Here is a 17,630-nt window from a genome sequence, read left to right as displayed (position 1 = left end):
CATAGCAGCCCCAAAACCGGCAATCGCGCTCTTTCAGATACAACGCAATGAGCGATTTTGCGACCGCTGCGCGGTCGAGCGGGAGCAAGCTCCCTCGCCACAGGGTGGTCAGAGATCCTTACAGTTTGGCCTTTACTGCTGGCAACGCGTCCTTCCCATCCACGGTCTTCACGCCATCCAGCCACTTGTCCAGCACCGCCGGATTGGCCTTGATCCACGCCTTCGCCGCGTCGGCGTTGCTGAGCTTCTTGTTGACCACTTCGGCCATGATGCTGTTCTCCATCTCCTGGGTGAAGCTCAGGTTGGTCAGCAGTTTGCCTACGTTCGGGCAGGCCTGTGCATAACCTTTGCGGGTCAGGGTGTGCACACTGCCGGTATCGCCGAAGTATTTCTCGCCGCCCTTCAGGTAATGCATTTTCAGCTGCACGTTCATCGGGTGCGGGGTCCAGCCGAGGAAGGTCACGAACTTCTGCTTTTTCACCGCGCGGGACACTTCGGCGAGCATTGCCTGTTCGCTGGATTCGATCAGCTTCCATTGGCCGAGGTCGAAATCGTTCTTCTTGATGATCTCTTGCAGCGAGATGTTCGCCGGGGCTCCGGAGCCTATGCCGTAGATCTTCTTGTCGAACTTGTCGGCGTATTTGTTCAAGTCGGCAAAGTTATGCACACCGGCGTCCCACACGTAGTCTGGCACTGCCAGGGTGAACTCGGTGCCGTCGAGGTTCTTCGACAGCTGGGTGACATCGCCATTGGCCACGAATTTGTCGTAGAAGCCCTGCTGCGCCGGCATCCAGTTACCCAGGAACACATCGACCTGGCCGTCCTTGAGCCCGCCAAAGGTGATCGGCACCGCCAAGGTGTCGACCTTGGCCTTGTAGCCCATGCCTTCAAGCAGGAAACCGGTGATGGCGTTGGTTGCGGCAATGTCGCTCCAGCCCGGGTCCGCCATTTTCACCGTGTCGCAACTTTGCTCGGCGTAGGCCGAAACGCTGCTCAAGGCCAGCAGCCCCGCCGTCAGTACTGTGGATAACTTTTGCATGTTCTTCCCCTTACGTTATTGGTTTTGGCAGGGTTGTGGATAACGTGCTTTGCGCTCCAGATCATCGAGGTCGATGTGGTTGCGCATGTACTGCTGACTGGCATCGATAAACGGCTGGTGATCCCAGCTCTTCAGCTTGCCGAACGTCAGCGCCTGGGCGACGAAACGTCGTCGACGCTGGCTGGCGAGCACCTGTTGGTGGATTTCCGGGATATTCCATTTAGCCCGTGCTTCGGCGAGAAAATCGTCGAACAACTGGCGATGTTGCACGGATTGGCTGAGTTCCTCCTGTTCATGCGGATCGTTGTGCACGTCGAAGAGCAGGCACGGATCGTCTTCGCTGTAGATGAATTTGTAGGCGCCACGGCGGATCATCATCAGCGGACTGATGGTGCCTTCGGCCATGTATTCACCAAACACTTCGTCGTGTCCGCCCTGCCCTTGCAGGTGCGGCACCAGCGAGCGACCGTCCAGTGGCAAGCCGGGCTCTAACGTGCCGCCGGCCAGTTCCACCAGGGTTGGCAGCAAGTCGGCGGTGGACACCGCAGCGCCGACTCGCCCAGCGGCGAACTGCCCCGGTGCGCTGACCAGCAGCGGCACGCGGGCGGCCATTTCGAACCAGTGCATTTTGTACCAGAGCCCACGCTCGCCGAGCATGTCGCCGTGGTCACCGGAGAAGACAATGACGGTGTCGTCGATCAGCCCCGTATCCTCGAGGGTTTGCAGAAGTTTGCCGACGTTGCTGTCGATATAGCTGCACGCACCGAAATAGGCGCGGCGCGCATCGCGAATCTTATTCACAGGCAGCGGCTTGTCCCACAGGTCGTACACTTTGAGCAGGCGCTGGGAATGCGGATCGAGATCGGCTTGCGCCGGGGTTTCCGGCAATGGGATGTCGTTGTCGTCGTACAGGTCCCAAAAGGCCTTGGGAATGGTGTACGGATCGTGTGGGTGAGTCATCGACACGGTCAGGCAAAACGGCTGATCGCCATCTTCGCGGATGTGATCGAACAGGTACTGCTGGGCCTTGAACACCACCTCCTCGTCGAAATCCAGCTGATTGGTGCGCACGCAAGGCCCGGCCTGCAGCACCGAGGACATGTTGTGATACCAGCTCGGGCGTACGTCCGGTTCATCCCAGTTCACTGCCCAGCCGTAGTCGGCCGGATAGATGTCGCTGGTCAGGCGTTCTTCGTAGCCATGCAACTGATCCGGACCACAGAAATGCATCTTGCCGGACAACGCGGTGCGGTAGCCGAGGCGTCGCAGGTAGTGGGCATAGGTCGGTACATCTGCCGGAAAATCCGCTGCGTTGTCGTAGGCGCCGATCTTGCTTGGCAACTGGCCGCTGACCAGGGTGAAACGCGAAGGGGCACACAACGGGCTGTTGCAATACGCGGCGTCGAACACCACGCCTTGTGCGGCGAGGCGGCTCAGGTTGGGCAGCTTGATCGGCGATGAACCGTAGAACGGCAACAGGGGCGCGGCCATTTGATCGGCCATGATGAAAAGAATGTTCTTGCGCTTCATGAGATCGCGGCATTCCATAGTGAGCAGTTATGCGAAAGTGCTGTGATCGAGGATGTAACCCAAGCACTTTGTGGTAAAGCCCACGCCCGGCAATGACTAGGATAAGCACAGCTTATGTATGACGCCCTTGGTGATTTGTCCCTGGACCTGTTTCGCGCCTTTGAAGCCGCGGCACGTCACCGCAGCTTCACCGCTGCGGCGGTGGAACTCGGCACCACGCAGCCCGCTGTCAGTCAGCAGCTCAAACGGCTGGAGGAGCAACTCGGCACGCGGTTGTTCGACCGCATCTACCGAGGCATCGAGCTGACCGAGGCCGGGGCGATTCTGTTCGAGCAGGTGCAGGCCGGTTTGCAGAGCATCGACGCCGGGCTGAATGCGATCAGCGCCCAGCATCAGCACGAGGTGTTGCAGGTGGCCACCGACTTCGCCTTCGCCGCCTATTGGCTGATGCCGCGTTTGCACCGTTTTCATGAGGCCAATCCACAGGTGGACGTCAGCCTGGTCACCAGCGAGCGCAGCCACAACATGCTGCGCACTGACATCGATGTGGCCGTGCTGTTTGGTGATGGGCGTTTCAAGCAGGGCGAGAGCCATTGGCTGTTCAGTGAAGAAGTGTTCCCGGTGTGCAGCCCGCTGCTGCTCAAAGACCGCGCAGTGCCCCTGCCCGCCCACGCTCTGCAAGAGTTGCCGCTGCTGCATTTACGTGGCGAAAACAGCAGCCACTGGTTCGACTGGAGCGGCGTGTTCCGCACCTTGGGTATCGCTACCCCACCGGCACCGGGGCAGCTACGTTTCGATAACTACACACTGTTGATTCAAGCGGCGATTGGCGGCCAGGGCGTGGCGATTGGTTGGCGGCACCTTGTGGATAACTTGCTGGCGCAAGGTCTGTTGTGTCGGCCGATTGCCGAGACTGCGATATCGAGCTTCGGCTATTACGTGGTCTTGCCCCAACGCAAACGCCGCAGTGCGCTGATCCAGCAGTTCGTCGATTGGCTGATGACCGAACAGGCCAGCAGCGCGGAGTCGCTGACAGGTTTGGCGCTGCCGTCTATTGCGGTGTAGCGTTGCGGGTGAGGAATGAATCCCGAGACACGAGAACGCTATGCAACGGATCAAGGGCTATCACGCCCATGTGTACTTTGACGCGAACACCATCGATCAGGCGCGAGCCCTGTGTGAGCAGGCTGCGCAGCTGTTCCCGCTGAAGATGGGCCGGGTCCACGAACGGCTGGTCGGCCCGCACCCGGACTGGAGCTGCCAATTGGCCTTCGCACCGGAGCTGCTCGGCGAAGTGCTGCCGTGGCTGGCGCTCAATCGCAAAGGCCTGGTGGTGTTTGTGCACCCGGATACGGGTGACGACCTGGCCGACCACACCGACCATGCGATCTGGATGGGTGCGGTTCGGCCACTGGATTTGTCGATTTTTTGAGCATATGTTCAGTACAGTGCAAACCCGTGGCGAGGGAGCTTGCTCCCGCTGGGTCGCGAAGCGGCCCCAACTTCAACGACCCGGTTACATCAGGTAAGACGAGGTCGCTGAGTTACGACTGCTACGCAGTCGAGCGGGAGCAAGCTCCCTCGCCACGGACGGTATTTAGTACAGAACCCCTTCCAGCACTTCATAAACCACCCCGGTGCCTATGGCGATCAGCACGATGTCACCGCCCATGCGTCGCCATTCGTAACCTGGGTAATACGGCAAGCGTTCGAGGGCCCGGCTGTCCAGGCGTTCACCGTAGTAGCCGCGCGGCAAGGGTTGGCCTCTGACCCAGCGAACGCCTGGCGGTGGTGGTGCACCGCGGACGAAATACCCGTGGTTGACGCGGATCACTTCGCGCACCGGACCGAAGTCCTGAGGTGGCCGTCTGTATTCAGGGCGGTGATCGCGGTGATCATCGCCGCGATGCTCATACCGCGGGCCACCGCGATCATGATCGTCGCGCTCATCGGCGCTTACGTGGAGCAAGGGCGTGGCGCTGAGCATCAATACACCCAGGCTGGCGATCAAGCGTTTGGGCATTTTCATTTGGGTCTTCCTCAGAGCATCCACAGCAAAAAAAGGGGCTTAGAACTCGGTTCCAAACCCCTGGGTCTTGCTATTTAGTCTGCGGCGCCGGGCACTAATTCCTCTGTATCAGGAACTTTACTCTTAGCTGACGCGGGCTTTACGCACACCTTCGGACAACGCCGAGCACAGGCCGAGTACGCCGTCGATGGCCTGCTCGGGTGTGGTTGCGTTAGCGATGTGGTCGATCAGTGCCGAACCCACCACCACGCCGTCTGCCAGACGGGCGATGGACGCCGCTTGCTCTGGTGTGCGGATGCCGAACCCGATGCTGATCGGCAGGTCGGTGTGGCGACGCAAGCGGGCCACGGCTTCTTCGACGTGTTCCAGGGTCGCTGCGCCAGCACCGGTCACACCGGCCACCGACACGTAGTACACAAAACCGGAACTGCCATTGAGCACCGTCGGCAGACGCACGTCGTCGGTGGTCGGCGTGGTCAGGCGGATGAAGTCGATGCCAGCCGCTTGCGCCGGGTCGCACAGCTCGGCGTTATGTTCTGGCGGCATGTCGACCACGATCAGGCCATCGACACCGGCTTCCTTGGCGTCGCTGATGAAGCGCGGTACGCCGTAGTAATGAATAGGGTTGAAGTAACCCATCAGCACCAGCGGCGTGTGGTTGTTGTCTTTGCGGAACTCGCGAACCATTTGCAGGGTTTTCGCCAGGTTCTGTTTGGCACCCAGGGCGCGGATGTTGGCGAGCTGGATTGCCGGGCCGTCGGCCATCGGATCGGTGAAGGGCATGCCCAGCTCGATCACGTCGGCACCTGCCGCTGGTAAACCTTTGAGGATCGCCAGCGAGGTGTCATAGCTCGGGTCGCCGGCAGTGACGAAGGTCACCAGGGCGGCGCGGTTCTGTTCTTTGAGTTCGGCGAAGCGCGTTTGCAGGCGGCTCATCAGTGTTTCTCCTGCTGGGACTGATCCATATGGTGCATCACGGTTTGCATGTCTTTGTCGCCACGGCCGGACAGGTTGACCACCATCAGGTGATCCTTCGGCAGGGTCGGTGCGCGTTTGAACACTTCGGCCAGGGCGTGGGCGCTTTCCAGTGCAGGAATAATCCCTTCCAGGCGGCAGCATTTGTGGAAGGCGTCCAAGGCTTCGTGGTCAGTCACCGAGGTGTACTGAACGCGGCCGATGTCATGCAACCAGGCGTGTTCCGGACCGATGCCCGGATAGTCGAGGCCGGCGGAGATCGAGTGAGCATCGATGATCTGGCCATCGTCGTCCTGCAGCAGGAAGGTCCGGTTGCCGTGCAGCACGCCCGGTACGCCGCCGTTCAGGCTGGCCGCATGTTTGCCGGTTTCGATGCCATGACCCGCCGCTTCAACGCCGATGATTTCGACGCTTTTGTCATCGAGGAACGGGTGGAACAGGCCCATGGCGTTGGAACCACCACCGATGCACGCCACCAGGCTGTCCGGCAGGCGACCTTCCTTGGCTTGCAGTTGTTCGCGGGTTTCTTTGCCGATCACTGCCTGGAAGTCGCGGACCATCGCCGGATAAGGGTGCGGGCCGGCCACGGTGCCGATCAGGTAGAAGGTGCTGTCGACGTTGGTCACCCAGTCACGCAGGGCTTCGTTCATCGCGTCTTTCAGGGTGCCGGTGCCGGCGACCACGGGGATCACTTCGGCGCCCAGCAGTTTCATGCGGAACACGTTGGCCTGTTGGCGCTCGATGTCGGTGGTGCCCATGTAGATCACGCAATCGAGGCCAAAGCGCGCGGCCACGGTGGCGGTCGCCACGCCGTGCATGCCGGCGCCGGTCTCGGCGATGATGCGTTTTTTGCCCATGCGCCGCGCCAGCAGGATCTGGCCGATGCAGTTGTTGATCTTGTGCGCGCCGGTGTGGTTCAGCTCTTCGCGCTTGAGGTAGATCTTCGCGCCGCCGCAGAATTCGGTCAGGCGCTCGGCGAAGTACAGCGGGCTTGGACGGCCGACGTAGTCGCGCTGGAAGTAGGCCAGTTCTTCTTTGAACGCCGGATCATCCTTGGCCGCTTCATATTCGCGGGCCAGGTCGAGGATCAACGGCATCAGGGTCTCGGCGACGTAGCGGCCGCCGAACGCGCCAAACAGGCCGTTGGCATCAGGGCCGTTGCGCAGATTAGTCTGGGTCATGGGGCGCTCCAGTTGAATTTCAAAAAGTTAATTCGTAGCAGGGCAATGGCGTTCACTCTACCCCTGACGTCTTGAGCTGAAAACCGATAAGATCGCCGTAACCTGTCAGAAAAACTCACAGATATCATGAGCCACGACCTCCCCCCGCTGAACGCCCTGCGCGCCTTCGAAGCCACTGCCCGCCTGAACAGCGTCAGTCAGGCTGCGGAGCAACTGCATGTGACTCACGGTGCCGTCAGTCGACAGTTGAAAGTACTGGAGGAGCATCTGGGGGTGAGCCTGTTCGTCAAGGATGGGCGCGGCCTGAAACTCACAGATGCCGGCGTGCGCTTACGCGATGCCAGCAGCGAGGCCTTCGAGCGTTTGCGCACCGTTTGCGGTGAACTGACGCAAGGTCACGCCGACGCGCCGTTCGTGCTTGGCTGCTCTGGCAGTTTGCTGGCGCGCTGGTTCATTCCACGTCTGGGCCGGTTGAATGCCGACCTGCCGGACTTGCGTTTGCACCTGTCGGCGGGTGAAGGCGATCTTGACCCACGGCGGCCGGGGCTCGATGCCTTGCTGGTGTTTGCCGAGCCGCCGTGGCCTGCGGACATGCAGGTTTATGAATTGGCCAGCGAGCGCATCGGCCCGGTGCTCAGCCCTCGCTTTGCCGGTTACGACAGTCTGTGCCAGGCGCCAGCGGCCGCGCTGCTCAACCAATCCTTGCTGCACACCACTTCACGCCCGCAAGCCTGGCCCAGTTGGGCTCAGCGCAACGACCTCGACGCCAAGGCGCTGAAGTTCGGGCAGGGTTTCGAGCATTTGTATTATTTGCTGGAGGCGGCGGTGGCCGGGCTGGGCGTGGCGATTGCCCCTGAGCCGCTGGTGGCCGAGGACTTGAAGGCCGGTCGCCTGGTTGCGCCGTGGGGTTTCAGTGAAACCCCGGCGCAACTGGCGTTGTGGCTACCCAAGCGCGCCGCTGACGGGCGCGCTCGGCAGTTGGCGCAGTGGCTGAAAAACGAGCTGCGCCAGCCTTAATGGCCGCGTTTGTATAGCAGATACGCGGCCAGCAAACCCAAGGCACCGACTGCGACGCTAGCGCTAGTCCATGGGTGTTCCTGGGCGTAATCGCGGGTGGCGATCCCGGTTTCGCGGGTTTTGACTTTGACTTCTTCGTACGCATCGCTGAGCAGGTGGCGCGAGTGTCTCAGCGCGTTCTCGGCGTTGTTTTTGAGGGCCTTGAGAGTTTTCAGCGACTCGTCCGAGGTATCACTCTTCAAGCTTTCCAGCGACTTGAGCAGACTTTCGATCTCGGCTTCCATGCTTTGCAATGAGGCTTTACGCAACGAGGTGATGGCCATGATGACTCTCCTTCATTGATTGAGTGCTTGTGTTGGTTGGGACTCCAACGGTTCGGGAAAGTGCATTCATTTTGAACCTTCAACGACAGAAGAAATACCGACAATCGCTGCTAGGCTCTAATCACAATTCCAGGAGAACGCCATGACTGACCATCACACTTACAAGAAAGTCGAACTGGTTGGCTCGTCCCCTACCAGCATTGAAGATGCCATCAACAATGCATTGGCCGAGGCCAGCAAAAGCATCAAGCTCATGGAGTGGTTCGAGGTTACCGAAACCCGCGGGCACATCAAGGACGGCAAGGCGGCACACTTTCAGGTCACGCTCAAAGTCGGGTTCCGGATTGCCAATAGCTGAGGTTGAGCTAGGCTTCTGAACTTGTGCGCTGGCCGATTGCCATAGGGAATGGCAAAGCGCTACTTCGTCTTGGGCGGCAGGCGCCCGAGTGTTAACGCTTACCCCTTTTGATCCGACCAGGGAATGTGACCGATGAAGAAATTTATATTGGCGGTGGGTTTGTTGAGCATTGCGGGAACAACCTTTGCGGCGGGCAAACCGTGCGAAGAGCTGAAAAGCGAAATTGCGGCAAAAATCGATGCCAAGGGCTCCAAAAACTATTCGCTGGAAATCGTCGATAAAGGCGCGGCCGCGGGTGGCAAGGTGGTCGGTAAATGCGAGGCAGGCAAGAAGGTCATCATCTACAAGAAGTAGGTTGAGTCAGCTGTTTATGTAAAGCCGACGCCATGGCGTCGGCTTTTTTGCAGGTGTTGTCAGAGACTTAGCCCTTCATCACTTGCGCCAGCAGTTCGTAGGAATGCAGGCGATCAGCGTGTTCGTACAGGTCACAGGTGAAAATCAACTCGTCGGCTTGAGTCTGCTCGATCAGCACTTCAAGTTTGCCGCGAATTTTCGCCGGGCTGCCGACCATGGCCAGGCCGAGGAAATCACCGACGGCTTCTTTCTCATGGGGCAACCACAGGCCATCCATGGTTTTCACCGGTGGCCGTTGAACCAGGCTTTGGCCGCGCATCAGCGCCAGGATTCGTTGGTAGACCGAGGTTGCCAGGTAATCGGCTTGTTCGTCGGTGTCGGCGGCTACCAGCGGCACGCCCAGCATCACGTAGGGTTTATCCAGTACGGCTGAAGGCTTGAAGTGATTGCGGTAAACCCGAATCGCTTCATGCATATAACGCGGTGCGAAATGCGAGGCAAAGGCGTAAGGCAAACCGCGCTCGCCGGCCAGTTGCGCGCTGAACAGGCTGGAGCCCAGCAGCCAGACCGGCACATGGGTGCCGGTGCCGGGCATCGCGATAATGCGCTGGTCCGGCGTGCGTGGGCCCAGGTAGCGCAGCAGTTCGGCGACGTCTTCGGGGAAATCGTCGGCGCTGCCGGAGCGTTCACGGCGCAAGGCGCGGGCGGTCATCTGATCGGAGCCCGGTGCGCGACCCAGACCGAGGTCGATTCGCCCCGGATAGAGGCTTTCGAGGGTGCCGAATTGTTCGGCGATCACCAGTGGTGCATGGTTGGGCAGCATCACGCCACCAGAGCCGACACGAATGCTCGACGTCCCGCCGGCCAGATAGCCAAGCAGTACGGAAGTCGCGGAGCTGGCGATGCCATCCATGTTGTGGTGTTCGGCGACCCAGAAGCGGTTATATCCCCACTTCTCCACATGTTGCGCCAGGTCCAGCGAGTTGCGCAGCGATTGCGCAGGGCTGCCGTTCTCGCGAACGGGCACCAGGTCCAGCGTCGAGAACTTGATATCGGACAGTTGTTTCATAAGCCGGCTTCTCCAATGAGGGTACGCAGGCTTTTCTCACCAACGAAAACCTGCCGAATGCATGAGCGTGTTCTATGCAATGTGGGCATATACCCGAGTTTCAATAGCAGACGTGAAATTGCCGACCAGATAAGCGGTTCGATCCGACACGATGAACTTTGCCCAGCCTTCTATCCTCAGAACCCAGGCAACCGAAAACCATGAAGGCGCGATCCTCGCGCCGGATATTGAGGAGGCAGAGATGAGTATCAAAAAGAAAGCATCGGCACATTGGGTCGGTGATTTGAAGACCGGCCTTGGTTCTATCTCCACCGAAACCGGGGTCCTGAAAGATGCACCTTATGGCTTCAAGGCGCGTTTCGAAGGCGGCCCGGGCACCAACCCGGAAGAACTGATCGGCGCCGCTCATGCGGGGTGTTTCTCCATGGCATTTTCGATGATTCTCGGCGAGGCTGGCCTCAAGGCCGACACGATCGACACCCAGGCCGAAGTGACGCTGGATCAGGTCGACGGTGGTTTTGCGATCACCGCCGTGCACCTGACGCTCAAAGCGAAAATCCCTGGCGCGAGCCAGCAGCAATTCGAGGAGTTGAGCAAGAAGGCTAAAGTAGGCTGCCCGGTTTCCAAGGTGTTGAACGCTAAAATCACGCTTGATGCGACACTCGTGGGCTGATCGCGTCCTGGTAGCAGCTGGCACGCCAGCTGCTACAAATCAGAACTCGTGAACTGAAACTGTGGTCGAATAAGTGACAGCAGCTTCAGCGCATGACTGTGCGCGCTGCCTCAAGGGAGCTTCAACCATGAAACGTTTTGCCTTGGCGGTTATCTGCAGTGTGCTGGCCACATCGGCCCTGGCGGCAACCAAATCCTGCGAAGAACTCAAGGCCGAGATCGAATCCAAGATCCAGGCCAATAACGTATCGTCCTACACCCTGGAGATCGTCACCAATGACGAAGTGCACGACCAGAACATGGTGGTCGGCACGTGTGAAGGCGGAACGAAGAAAATCATCTATCAGAAGAACGACAGATAATCCGTCTTACGGGATGCAAAAAGTCTGACTCTCTTCGGCGACGAGCTCGCGCTTGGCGTTATACAGCCGGGCGCTGGGTGTGGTGGTCAGCGAGCGAGCTTCGAGCAGGTAACGTTGGCCGGCTTCGAAATGATCGTAGCGCACGGTCAAATAGCACAGTCGGTTTGGCGAGTCGAATTGCATGCCAAAACCTCCGTAAAACTGCTCAAAGTCGAAGCGAACCTTCAATTCATGGCTGCCGGGTGTGACCTGGAAGAATCGCCCGTCTTTCAGGCGCTTATTGTCCAGGCTCTCGGCCATGAGGACTTTGCCCCCGGGCGTCGGCATGGCGAAGTCGACCCAGGCCATGTTCGGGTTCGCGGTGGGTAGCGGGCTCACACAGGCAGTCAGAGAGCTGATAGCGAAAAACAGCAGATACCTGCGCATGATTGATTTCCGAGCGGTCAGGTAATAAGCATAGCGCTGATCAGGTGCGTTGGCAGCCCGCCAGATGCGCTTGGCCAACGACTTTGCGCTGCTGATCATAGAGTTTGGCCCACGGCCGGAAGCCGATATTCCCCGCTTGCAGTTGATATCGCTGGCCGGCACTGAAGTCGTTGAACTTCACACTTAACCGGCAATCGCGCCATAGCGGTTCGGCGTCGGGGCCGATATTCGTTGGTTCTACCGCGAACTGATAACGCACCTTCAACTCATGGCTGCCCGGTGGAATCTGGAAGTAGCGTTTATCGGCGGTGGCCTTGGTGTCCACTTCCAGCGCTTGCAACACAGTGTCATGTTGATGGGGCCCGAGGTCGATCCAGGCTTGCGCCGGGTCGGGTTGGGGCAGTCCAACACAGCCAGCCAGCATCAGCAGGTTTGCAGTCAGCAATAACGCGCGCATAGCGAAGCTCCAGTCAGGCGAGATAGTCTTGCGAGCAGACTCCCCAAGGATGATTTGATGTGATCAGGCTGCTTTCAAGCCATCGGTTACTTGATCGCGTTTTGCGCGTTTTGTTTCCGGCCGCGTTGCTTTTGTTGCTGAACGGTTGCTCGAGCGTCAATTACTACAGTCAGTTGGCCAGCGGTCAGTGGCAATTGCTGCGGGCGCGTGAGCCGGTGAGCGAGGTGGTTGCCGACCCTGCGCGTGACGCGAAACTGCGCGCGCGCCTGGCTCAGTCGCAAAAGGCCCGCGAGTTCGCCAGCCAGCGGTTGCACTTGCCAGACAACAAAAGTTATCGCCTCTACGCCGACATTGGCCGACCGTATGTGGTGTGGAATGTGTTCGCCACGCCGGAGTTTTCCCTCAAGCCGCAGAATCATTGCTTTCCGATCGCCGGGTGCGTGGCCTATCGCGGGTACTACAGCCAGAGCGCCGCGCGAGGCAACGCTGCGCTGTTGCGCCTGCAGGGCATGGACGTGTCGATCAGCGGTGTTGAAGCCTATTCGACCTTGGGCTGGTTCAACGACCCGATCATCAGTTCAATGATGAACTGGGGTGACGAGCGTCTGGCGACGCTGATTTTTCACGAACTGGCGCATCAGCGGTTTTATGTGAAGGACGACACAGAGTTCAACGAGTCTTTCGCCACCTTCGTCGAACAGGAAGGCACCCGCCAATGGCGTGCAGCTTGCGGTTTACCGCCGGCCGGCAAAGCTCAAGAGCAGCAACGTGATCAATTTACCCAGCTGATTCTGGACACCCGTACGCGACTCGAAAAACTCTATGCATTGCCCCTTGCGACCGAACAGATGCGCCAGCGTAAAGTCGCCGAGTTCGAACGTTTGCGCAGCGATTATCGAACCCTGCGCGACAGCCAATGGGCCGGCGACAAGCGCTTTGATGCCTGGATCAATGCCCCGATGAACAACGCCCGGCTGCTGCCATTCGGACTCTATGATCAATGGGTGCCGGCGTTTTCCGCTTTGTTTAGACAGATCGATGGTAATTGGGTGGCTTTCTACGCCGCCGTGGAAAAACTCGGCAGGTTGCCAGTTGGGGAGCGAAAGGCAGCGTTGAAGGCGTTGGTTGGCAAATAGCCCTGTGGCGAGGGAGCTTGCTCCCGCTGGGTCGCGCAGCGACCCCAATATCATGCGGCACGGTGTTTCAAGTTGAACACCTTCCACAGGTTACGACTGCTGCGCCCGAGCGCGGACCGGCCAGCGGGAGCAAGCTCCCTCGCCACAAAAGCGGTCCAGCGGTTAACCCCGCAAAAACGTCTGATGCAACTCGGCCAATGTCTCGAAGTGATACGCCGGCTGTTCGGCGCTCAATTCTTCGTGGCTGCCGAATCCATAGCCCACCGCCGCTGCGTCCAGACCGTTGCGTTTGGCGCCGATCAGGTCGTGTTTGCGGTCGCCGATCATCAGTGTGGTGGCCGGGTCCAGGCCTTCTTCGGCCATCAAATGGGCAATCAGCTCGACCTTATCGGTGCGGGTGCCATCCAGTTCGCTGCCGTAGATCACTTTGAAGTGCCGATCGAAACCGAAGTGCCGGGCGATTTCCCGGGCGAAAACCCACGGCTTCGACGTCGCGATATACAGCTGCCGCCCTTGCCCATCAAGGGTTTCCAACAATGGCATGACACCGTCGAACACGCGGTTTTCGTACAGGCCGGTAACCTTGAAGCGCTCGCGGTAGAAATTCACCGCCTCCCAGGCCTTCGGCTCATCAAAGTCGTAGAACTGCATGAAGGCTTGCAGCAACGGCGGGCCGATGAAGTGTTCGAGCTTGGTCAGGTCTGGCTCGTCGATCCCCAGTTTGCTCAAGGCGAACTGGATCGAGCGAGTGATGCCCTCACGCGGGTCGGTCAGGGTGCCATCGAGGTCGAATAAAACGGTTTGGTAATGCATGAATATTCCTGAGTGAGTCTGCCGGTGTCAGAGCTGGTCGTAGCCTTCGGCCAGATGCAGGTCTTTGAGCTTCACGTAATTCGCCGCGCTGTAGGTGAAAAACGCCCGTTCCTTGTCAGTCAGTGGACGGATCTGTTTCACCGGGCTGCCGACATAGAGGAAACCGCTTTCCAGGCGTTTGCCCGGCGGCACCAGGCTGCCAGCGCCGATGATCACCTCGTCTTCGACCACCGCGCCGTCCATGACGATGCTGCCCATGCCGATCAGGATCCGGTTGCCGACGGAGCAGCCGTGCAGCATGACTTTGTGGGCGATGGTCACGTCGTCGCCGATCAACAGCGGGAAACCGTCAGGGTTGAAGGGCCCGGCGTGGGTGATGTGCAGCACACAGCCATCCTGCACGCTGGTGCGCTGGCCAATGCGGATGCGGTGCATGTCGCCGCGGATCACGGTCAGCGGCCAGACAGAGCTGTCTTCGCCTATTTCGACGTCGCCGATCACCACCGCCGAGCTGTCGACAAAGGCGCATTTGCCGAGCACGGGGGTGTGGTTCTGGTACTTGCGAAGGGACACGATAGGCTCTCTCTCTGTTGTTGATAGCTGCGGTTGGCGTCGATTGTAATTAAGATGGCTACATGTTTCTTCCAGCCAAGGTGCCAACCGTGAGCGTGAACAATCCTCTTTTGCAGCCCTACGACCTGCCGCCGTTCTCGGCGATCCGCGCCGAGCACGTACAACCGGCCATCGAACAGATCCTTGCGGACAACCGCGCCGCCATCGCCGAGATCCTCAAAACCCAGGGCAAACAGCCTACCTGGGCGGGCCTGGTGCTGGCGATGGACGAACTGAACGATCGCCTGGGCGCAGCCTGGAGCCCGGTCAGTCACCTGAATGCGGTGTGCAACAGTGCCGAACTGCGTGAGGCTTACGAGTCCTGCCTGCCGGCGCTGAGTGCCTACGCCACCGAAATGGGCCAGAACCGCGAGCTGTTCCAGGCCTATGAAGCGCTGGTCAATAGCCCGGAAGCAGCCGGTTTCGATGTCGCGCAAAAAACCATTCTGGAACACGCGCTGCGTGATTTCCGTCTGTCGGGTATCGATTTGCCGGCGGCTGAGCAAAAACGTTACGCCGAGGTGCAGAGCAAGCTGTCCGAGCTGGGCAGCCATTTCTCCAACCAATTGCTCGATGCCACCCAGGCCTGGACCAAACACATCACCGATGAGGCCGCCCTCGCCGGCCTGACCGATTCGGCCAAGGCGCAAATGGCCGCCGCCGCCCAAGCCAAAGATTTGCAAGGCTGGCTGATCAACCTGGAATTCCCGAGCTACTACGCGGTGATGACCTACGCCCAAGACCGCGCGCTACGCGAAGAAGTCTACGCCGCCTACTGCACCCGTGCGTCGGACCAAGGCCCGAACGCCGGTCAGAACGATAACAGCCCAGTGATGGAAGAGATCCTCGACCTGCGTCAGGAGCTGGCCAAGCTGCTGGGGTTCGCCAGTTTCTCGGAGCTGAGCCTGGCAACCAAAATGGCCGAGTCCAGCGATCAGGTGCTGAGCTTCCTGCGCGATCTGGCCAAGCGCAGCAAACCGTTCGCCGCGCAGGATCTCGAGCAACTCAAAGCCTACGCTGCCGAACAGGGTTGCCCTGATCTGCAAAGCTGGGACAGCGGTTTCTACGGCGAAAAACTCCGTGAACAGCGTTACAGCGTTGCCCAGGAAACCCTGCGTGCGTACTTCCCGATCGATAAAGTCCTGAGCGGTCTGTTCGCCATCGTTCAGCGTCTGTATGGCATCGAAATCGCCGAGCTGAAAGGTTTCGACACCTGGCATCCGGACGTTCGCCTGTTCGAAATCAAGGAGAACGGCGAGCACGTCGGGCGCTTCTTCTTCGACCTGTATGCCCGTGCCAACAAGCGCGGCGGTGCCTGGATGGATGGCGCCCGCGACCGTCGCCGCACCGCTGAAGGTGTACTGCAAAGCCCGGTGGCTAATCTGGTGTGCAACTTCACCCCGGCCGACAGTGGCAAGCCTGCCCTGCTGACCCACGATGAAGTCACCACGCTGTTCCACGAATTTGGTCACGGCCTGCATCACCTGCTGACCCGCGTTGAATATTCCGGCGTGTCCGGGATCAACGGCGTGGCGTGGGACGCGGTCGAGCTGCCAAGTCAGTTCATGGAAAACTGGTGCTGGGAGCCGGAAGGCCTGGCGTTGATCTCCGGTCATTACGAAACCGGCGAGCCACTGCCGCAGGACCTGCTGCAAAAAATGCTCGCTGCGAAGAACTTCCAGTCCGGACTGATGATGGTTCGCCAGCTGGAATTCTCGCTGTTCGACTTCGAGCTGCACGCTACCCATGGCGACGGTCGCAGCGTACTGCAAGTGCTTGAAGGCGTGCGCGACGAGGTTTCGGTCATGCGTCCGCCGGCCTACAACCGTTTCCCTAACAGCTTCGCGCATATCTTCGCTGGCGGTTATGCGGCGGGTTACTACAGCTACAAATGGGCTGAAGTGCTGTCGGCCGATGCCTTCTCGAAATTCGAGGAAGACGGCGTGCTCAATGCGGCCACCGGTCGTGCGTTCCGCGAGGCGATCCTGGCGCGCGGCGGTTCTCAGGAGCCGATGGTGCTGTTCGTCGACTTCCGCGGACGTGCACCGTCGATTGACGCACTCTTGCGCCATAGCGGCCTCGACGAGGACGCGGCAGCATGAGTGACGCGCCAGTGAGCAAAACCAAGAAACGCTTCATCGCCGGGGCAGTCTGCCCGGCGTGCAGCGAGCCGGACAAGTTGATGATGTGGAGCGAAGACGAGGTGCCGCACCGCGAATGCGTGGCCTGCGGTTATTCCGACACGCTGAACGAGCAAGGTCTGTCAGTGCCCAAGGAATTGGGTACGCGGGTCAATACCACCGCGTTGAAAGTCCCGGACGCCAAGGTCCAGGCTGTGCAGTTCTTCCCCAATCCGAAGCTGAAGAAAAAGCCCGACGATCACTCCTGATCTCCCGGCGCTTGGTAATCCGCCTTTGAGTCTGAGCGCTCAAGGGCGGTATTTATCGACTGACGCCACACTCCTCGATTGTATGTTCACGACCCCGCCTTGCCTGTTTGGGGCAGGGGCTGGTTGTGGTGCGCCCCTCAGATCTTCGGTTTTTCGCTATTGACCGTTTTCAACCAGCTTTTCATCGAGCAGGTCGCAAACACACTGGTACTGCAATCGCCGTTGGCCAGTGCGGTCCGCAGTTTGTCGATATCTGCCTTCATCATGTAGCGAATGCCGTTCTTGAAGTGGGTATTGTCGTCGAAACCGCCCTGGGTCATTTCGTCGAGGGCGTCTTCCTTGCTCCAGCCTTGTACCACCACGCGGTACATCGCAGCCATCAGGCCAGTGCGATCCGATCCGCGTTTGCAATGGATCAACACCGGGCCTTTGCTTTGACCGGTTTGTATGGCCCGCAATGCACTGAGCACCTCGCTGTCATCGACATGGCTGGTCTTGTACGGCAATTGCACCAGGTTGATGCCGGGTGTCGATAGCCAGCTTGCGTCGGACTCGGGCAGAAAATTGATCACCGTCGTGATCTGGAGTTTTTCCAGCAGCGGCAGCGCTCCGTGATCGGGAAGTGTGCTGCGGTAGAGAGTCGGTGACATCTGGTAAAGGCCGTACTGCGCTTCGACGGGCTGGGCCCATTCGCCGGGACGGATGGATTGGGTTTGCTCGGCTTGAACCTGATCGAACGCAAATAACGCCATGAGCGACAGGCACAGTGCGAGCAAGAGGTGGTTTTTCGACATGAGTCAGGGAGCCGTGGATGAAGGAATGGGTGACTAAATCCCAGCCTGAACCCTGAGCAGTCAAAGCTCTGTGAGGGGCTTGTCAAAGAATCGT

Annotated in this window: 22 protein-coding genes; 10 read left to right on the top strand and 12 right to left on the bottom strand. The window is 59.4% G+C overall.

What is annotated here, in order from left to right:
* Positions 1–118: 118 nt before the first annotated feature.
* Together choX and betC are read right to left on the bottom strand one after the other, a co-directional pair.
* On the bottom strand, positions 119–1,039 hold the full coding sequence (choX, locus tag AC1RJ3_RS13505) for a choline ABC transporter substrate-binding protein (RefSeq protein ID WP_054594901.1): 921 nt from the start codon (positions 1,037–1,039) through the stop codon (positions 119–121).
* 15 nt (positions 1,040–1,054) lie between these two features.
* Positions 1,055–2,569: a choline-sulfatase gene (betC, locus tag AC1RJ3_RS13500; protein ID WP_493079260.1), complete on the bottom strand. Its 1,515-nt coding sequence runs from the start codon at positions 2,567–2,569 to the stop codon at positions 1,055–1,057.
* 114 nt (positions 2,570–2,683) lie between these two features.
* On the opposite strand from betC, the gene AC1RJ3_RS13495 reads away from it, so the two are divergent.
* Positions 2,684–3,634: a choline sulfate utilization transcriptional regulator gene (locus AC1RJ3_RS13495; RefSeq protein WP_347928510.1), complete on the top strand. Its 951-nt coding sequence runs from the start codon at positions 2,684–2,686 to the stop codon at positions 3,632–3,634.
* A 40-nt stretch (positions 3,635–3,674) separates the two neighbouring features.
* Positions 3,675–4,001, top strand: coding sequence for a DOPA 4,5-dioxygenase family protein (locus AC1RJ3_RS13490; RefSeq protein ID WP_054594904.1), 327 nt, complete (start codon positions 3,675–3,677; stop codon positions 3,999–4,001).
* 165 nt (positions 4,002–4,166) lie between these two features.
* Here the strand turns inward: AC1RJ3_RS13490 and AC1RJ3_RS13485 are convergent, their stop codons facing one another.
* The 3 genes from AC1RJ3_RS13485 to trpB all read right to left on the bottom strand — a co-directional run bounded on the left by AC1RJ3_RS13485 (position 4,167) and on the right by trpB (position 6,754).
* Entirely contained in the window at positions 4,167–4,598 is a 432-nt protein-coding gene (locus AC1RJ3_RS13485; protein WP_054594905.1) for an anti-virulence regulator CigR family protein, read from the bottom strand.
* Positions 4,599–4,721: 123 nt separating this feature from the next.
* Complete coding sequence (gene trpA / locus AC1RJ3_RS13480; protein WP_054594906.1) at positions 4,722–5,534, bottom strand: tryptophan synthase subunit alpha; 813 nt, start codon at positions 5,532–5,534, stop codon at positions 4,722–4,724.
* Complete coding sequence (gene trpB, locus AC1RJ3_RS13475; RefSeq protein ID WP_054594907.1) at positions 5,534–6,754, bottom strand: tryptophan synthase subunit beta; 1,221 nt, start codon at positions 6,752–6,754, stop codon at positions 5,534–5,536. The genes trpA and trpB overlap by 1 nt, the downstream gene beginning before the upstream one ends.
* Before the next feature lie 126 nt (positions 6,755–6,880).
* On the opposite strand from trpB, the gene AC1RJ3_RS13470 reads away from it, so the two are divergent.
* The gene (locus tag AC1RJ3_RS13470) at positions 6,881–7,771 is read left to right on the top strand and encodes a LysR family transcriptional regulator (RefSeq protein WP_054594908.1); all 891 of its coding nucleotides are present in this window, start codon (positions 6,881–6,883) and stop codon (positions 7,769–7,771) included.
* On the opposite strand, the gene AC1RJ3_RS13465 is transcribed toward AC1RJ3_RS13470, so the two are convergent.
* Entirely contained in the window at positions 7,768–8,094 is a 327-nt protein-coding gene (locus AC1RJ3_RS13465) for an ElaB/YgaM/YqjD family protein (RefSeq protein ID WP_054594909.1), read from the bottom strand. The genes AC1RJ3_RS13470 and AC1RJ3_RS13465 overlap by 4 nt on opposite strands.
* A 142-nt stretch (positions 8,095–8,236) precedes the next feature.
* Here AC1RJ3_RS13465 and AC1RJ3_RS13460 point away from each other — a divergent pair, with 142 nt between their 5' ends.
* Positions 8,237–8,452 carry a dodecin gene (locus AC1RJ3_RS13460; protein ID WP_054594910.1) on the top strand — a complete coding sequence of 72 codons (216 nt, stop codon included), beginning with the start codon at positions 8,237–8,239 and terminating at the stop codon, positions 8,450–8,452.
* A gap of 132 nt (positions 8,453–8,584) precedes the next feature.
* The gene (locus AC1RJ3_RS13455) at positions 8,585–8,806 is read left to right on the top strand and encodes a DUF1161 domain-containing protein (RefSeq protein ID WP_493079259.1); all 222 of its coding nucleotides are present in this window, start codon (positions 8,585–8,587) and stop codon (positions 8,804–8,806) included.
* Positions 8,807–8,873: 67 nt separating this feature from the next.
* Here the strand turns inward: AC1RJ3_RS13455 and AC1RJ3_RS13450 are convergent, their stop codons facing one another.
* Positions 8,874–9,875, bottom strand: coding sequence for an LLM class flavin-dependent oxidoreductase (locus tag AC1RJ3_RS13450; RefSeq protein ID WP_489111976.1), 1,002 nt, complete (start codon positions 9,873–9,875; stop codon positions 8,874–8,876).
* A 241-nt stretch (positions 9,876–10,116) separates the two neighbouring features.
* On the opposite strand from AC1RJ3_RS13450, the gene AC1RJ3_RS13445 reads away from it, so the two are divergent.
* Positions 10,117–10,548: an OsmC family protein gene (locus AC1RJ3_RS13445; protein WP_054594913.1), complete on the top strand. Its 432-nt coding sequence runs from the start codon at positions 10,117–10,119 to the stop codon at positions 10,546–10,548.
* A 127-nt stretch (positions 10,549–10,675) separates the two neighbouring features.
* Positions 10,676–10,909 carry a DUF1161 domain-containing protein gene (locus AC1RJ3_RS13440; RefSeq protein ID WP_054594914.1) on the top strand — a complete coding sequence of 78 codons (234 nt, stop codon included), beginning with the start codon at positions 10,676–10,678 and terminating at the stop codon, positions 10,907–10,909.
* A 6-nt stretch (positions 10,910–10,915) separates the two neighbouring features.
* Here AC1RJ3_RS13440 and AC1RJ3_RS13435 read toward each other — a convergent pair whose 3' ends face one another.
* Complete coding sequence (locus tag AC1RJ3_RS13435) at positions 10,916–11,335, bottom strand: PA0061/PA0062 family lipoprotein (RefSeq protein WP_054594915.1); 420 nt, start codon at positions 11,333–11,335, stop codon at positions 10,916–10,918.
* A gap of 40 nt (positions 11,336–11,375) precedes the next feature.
* A complete protein-coding gene (locus AC1RJ3_RS13430; protein WP_493079258.1) occupies positions 11,376–11,792 on the bottom strand; it encodes a PA0061/PA0062 family lipoprotein in 417 nt (138 codons plus the stop codon).
* Positions 11,793–11,851: 59 nt separating this feature from the next.
* On the opposite strand from AC1RJ3_RS13430, the gene AC1RJ3_RS13425 reads away from it, so the two are divergent.
* On the top strand, positions 11,852–12,928 hold the full coding sequence (locus AC1RJ3_RS13425; protein WP_493079257.1) for an aminopeptidase: 1,077 nt from the start codon (positions 11,852–11,854) through the stop codon (positions 12,926–12,928).
* Between the two features lie 162 nt (positions 12,929–13,090).
* On the opposite strand, the gene AC1RJ3_RS13420 is transcribed toward AC1RJ3_RS13425, so the two are convergent.
* Both AC1RJ3_RS13420 and AC1RJ3_RS13415 read right to left on the bottom strand, forming a co-directional pair.
* The gene (locus tag AC1RJ3_RS13420; RefSeq protein WP_347928513.1) at positions 13,091–13,741 is read right to left on the bottom strand and encodes an HAD family hydrolase; all 651 of its coding nucleotides are present in this window, start codon (positions 13,739–13,741) and stop codon (positions 13,091–13,093) included.
* Between the two features lie 27 nt (positions 13,742–13,768).
* Positions 13,769–14,314, bottom strand: coding sequence for a gamma carbonic anhydrase family protein (locus tag AC1RJ3_RS13415; RefSeq protein WP_054594919.1), 546 nt, complete (start codon positions 14,312–14,314; stop codon positions 13,769–13,771).
* 62 nt (positions 14,315–14,376) lie between these two features.
* Here AC1RJ3_RS13415 and prlC point away from each other — a divergent pair, with 62 nt between their 5' ends.
* Together prlC and AC1RJ3_RS13405 are read left to right on the top strand one after the other, a co-directional pair.
* Complete coding sequence (prlC, locus tag AC1RJ3_RS13410) at positions 14,377–16,455, top strand: oligopeptidase A (RefSeq protein ID WP_347928514.1); 2,079 nt, start codon at positions 14,377–14,379, stop codon at positions 16,453–16,455.
* Positions 16,452–16,742, top strand: a complete 291-nt coding sequence (locus tag AC1RJ3_RS13405) for a YheV family putative zinc ribbon protein (RefSeq protein ID WP_019694456.1) — start codon at positions 16,452–16,454, stop codon at positions 16,740–16,742. The genes prlC and AC1RJ3_RS13405 overlap by 4 nt, the downstream gene beginning before the upstream one ends.
* A 137-nt stretch (positions 16,743–16,879) precedes the next feature.
* Here AC1RJ3_RS13405 and AC1RJ3_RS13400 read toward each other — a convergent pair whose 3' ends face one another.
* Entirely contained in the window at positions 16,880–17,536 is a 657-nt protein-coding gene (locus tag AC1RJ3_RS13400) for a dual specificity protein phosphatase family protein (RefSeq protein WP_054594920.1), read from the bottom strand.
* Positions 17,537–17,630: the final 94 nt, after the last annotated feature.

It is taken from the genome of Pseudomonas sp. GW822-FHT04C11 (assembly GCF_058800905.1).
Note: the sequence above shows the minus strand (reverse complement) of the source record. Positions and strands in the feature narration are given on the sequence as shown.